Raw genomic sequence first — 3,192 nt, forward strand, 5'->3', positions numbered from 1 at the left:
GTTACCTTACCTTCAACCTGCTCATGGCTAGATCACCCGGTTTCGGGTCTAATCCGACGAACTGAACGCCCTGTTCAGACTCGCTTTCGCTGCGCCTACGCCTATCGGCTTAAGCTTGCTCGCCAGACTAAGTCGCTGACCCATTATACAAAAGGTACGCGGTCACCCAGGACGAACCTTGAGCTCCCACTGTTTGTAAGCATTCGGTTTCAGGTGCTATTTCACTCCCCTCGTCGGGGTGCTTTTCACCTTTCCCTCACGGTACTGGTTCACTATCGGTCGCTGAGGAGTACTTAGGCTTGGAGGGTGGTCCCCCCACGTTCAGACAGGATTTCACGTGTCCCGCCTTACTCATGTCTCGTCTGTTCGCAGATCCGTACGGGGCTATCACCCATTATTGCGCGGCTTCCCAACCGCTTCCGGTAACTTACAGACAAGCACTGGCCTGGTCCGCGTTCGCTCGCCACTACTAACGGAGTCTCGTTGATGTCCTTTCCTCCAGGTACTTAGATGTTTCAGTTCCCTGGGTTAGCTTTGAACCCCTATGTATTCAGAGCTCAATACCTTCATGTGACAATTCGTAGTGCGGTCTCAGCTCTCACTGAGATCACAATACGAATTGTCGAAGGTGGGTTTCCCCATTCGGAAATCCGCGGATCAAAGCTCATTCGCAGCTCCCCACGGCTTATCGCAGCGTATCACGTCCTTCATCGCCTCTCAGCGCCAAGGCATCCACCGAATGCTCTTAAGGCACTTGATCGTTCTCATGATCGATGTCCGCGCCTCGGCGGCGCCACATCGATCGGAAAGACCATTTTATGCTTGCCGAATATATCCGATTGAACGCGGAACAGGCTGGTTCACCTGACCTCCGCACGCTGCAGGATGAGCAGCTCTCGGACATATTCCCTCTTCACAATGACAAACAGCATCGCCACTCCGCGTCACGAAGGACTAACGGCGGCAAAACCTGAATTTTCCGGGCGGTTGGTGGAGCCAGACGGGATCGAACCGACGACCTGAAGCTTGCAAAGCTACCGCTCTCCCAACTGAGCTATGGCCCCAATCGGAACGGCGCAGGAAGTGGTGGGCCTGGGAGGATTTGAACCTCCGACCTCACGCTTATCAAGCGCGCGCTCTAACCAACTGAGCTACAGGCCCGAGGCTCGAAACACCTCGAGGATACCCTCGTGGCACGGCCAAAGACCGAAGCGTTGGCCCTAGAACGCCACGATCGCACAGCCCTTGCCACACGACCAGGCGTTCGCCCGGAAAAAGAAAGAGAAACGAAGACGGCGGCGTTCCGCATGTCGAGGCCTGACTGGCCTCTTTTGTTCCAAGCGAATTCAATACGAAACACAAGGTCTCGTGGAGAATTCTACCTTAGAAAGGAGGTGATCCAGCCGCAGGTTCCCCTACGGCTACCTTGTTACGACTTCACCCCAGTCGCTGAGCCTACCGTGGTCGCCTGCCTCCTTGCGGTTAGCGCGACGCCTTCGGGTAAACCCAACTCCCATGGTGTGACGGGCGGTGTGTACAAGGCCCGGGAACGTATTCACCGTGGCATGCTGATCCACGATTACTAGCGATTCCACCTTCATGTACTCGAGTTGCAGAGTACAATCTGAACTGAGACGGCTTTTTGGGATTAGCTCCAGGTCACCCTTTCGCTGCCCATTGTCACCGCCATTGTAGCACGTGTGTAGCCCAGCCTGTAAGGGCCATGAGGACTTGACGTCATCCCCACCTTCCTCGCGGCTTATCACCGGCAGTCCCCCTAGAGTTCCCAACTGAATGATGGCAACTAGGGGCGAGGGTTGCGCTCGTTGCGGGACTTAACCCAACATCTCACGACACGAGCTGACGACAGCCATGCAGCACCTGTGTTCCGGCCAGCCGAACTGAAGAAAGACATCTCTGTCGATCAAACCGGACATGTCAAAAGCTGGTAAGGTTCTGCGCGTTGCTTCGAATTAAACCACATGCTCCACCGCTTGTGCGGGCCCCCGTCAATTCCTTTGAGTTTTAATCTTGCGACCGTACTCCCCAGGCGGAATGCTTAAAGCGTTAGCTGCGCCACTGAAGTGCATGCACCCCAACGGCTGGCATTCATCGTTTACGGCGTGGACTACCAGGGTATCTAATCCTGTTTGCTCCCCACGCTTTCGCGCCTCAGCGTCAGTATCGGACCAGTTGGCCGCCTTCGCCACCGGTGTTCTTGCGAATATCTACGAATTTCACCTCTACACTCGCAGTTCCACCAACCTCTTCCGAACTCAAGACTCCCAGTATCGAAGGCAATTCCAGGGTTGAGCCCTGGGCTTTCACCCCCGACTTAAGAGTCCGCCTACGCGCCCTTTACGCCCAGTGATTCCGAGCAACGCTAGCCCCCTTCGTATTACCGCGGCTGCTGGCACGAAGTTAGCCGGGGCTTATTCTTCCGGTACAGTCATTATCTTCCCGGACAAAAGAGCTTTACAACCCTAAGGCCTTCATCACTCACGCGGCATGGCTGGATCAGGCTTGCGCCCATTGTCCAATATTCCCCACTGCTGCCTCCCGTAGGAGTTTGGGCCGTGTCTCAGTCCCAATGTGGCTGATCATCCTCTCAGACCAGCTACTGATCGTCGCCTTGGTGAGCCATTACCTCACCAACTAGCTAATCAGACGCGGGCCGATCTATCGGCGATAAATCTTTCCCCCGAAGGGCGTATCCGGTATTAGTCCAAGTTTCCCTGAATTATTCCGAACCGAAAGGTACGTTCCCACGTGTTACTCACCCGTCTGCCACTAGCACCGAAGTGCCCGTTCGACTTGCATGTGTTAAGCCTGCCGCCAGCGTTCGCTCTGAGCCAGGATCAAACTCTCAGATTGAATGAGATTTGATCGGCTTAGTCACTACGTATTTGACGGAGACATCACCCGATTGCCTAAGCAACCGGCGATGGCTCTTGTATCAAAACATAGCACACCGAAGTCTCTTTTCGGTCCATCCGAAGATGAACCCGCAAGAACTCCGCCGCCTACGTTTCTCTTTCTGTCTTCAGTTTTCAAACAGCGAAACTTCAACCAATCAACAAACAGACCATCAACCCGGTCAAACTAACCGGACCAAACGCCCTGTGCTAAACAGTGAAGCGTGGAGGCCGGCCCCGCCAAGCGGCGGCGCCGTCTCGATGGCCGCGTTATAGG

General features: G+C 54.9%; 2 tRNA genes and 2 rRNA genes (1 of these 4 running past the window's edge). All 4 read right to left on the bottom strand.

Annotated elements, in window-relative coordinates:
* Positions 1-760, bottom strand: a 23S ribosomal RNA gene (locus ABE438_RS20280); it reaches 2,046 nt to the left of the window's first position.
* A gap of 228 nt (positions 761-988) precedes the next feature.
* Positions 989-1,064 (bottom strand) — tRNA-Ala (locus ABE438_RS20285).
* A gap of 20 nt (positions 1,065-1,084) precedes the next feature.
* A tRNA-Ile gene (locus tag ABE438_RS20290) sits at positions 1,085-1,161 on the bottom strand.
* 226 nt (positions 1,162-1,387) lie between these two features.
* Positions 1,388-2,874 (bottom strand): 16S ribosomal RNA (locus ABE438_RS20295).
* Together the 16S and 23S rRNA genes with 2 tRNA genes alongside form the textbook arrangement of a ribosomal RNA operon.
* Positions 2,875-3,192 lie beyond the last annotated feature (318 nt).

The organism is Allobosea sp. TWI1241 (genome assembly GCF_039673065.1).
GTDB lineage: Bacteria > Pseudomonadota > Alphaproteobacteria > Rhizobiales > Beijerinckiaceae > Allobosea.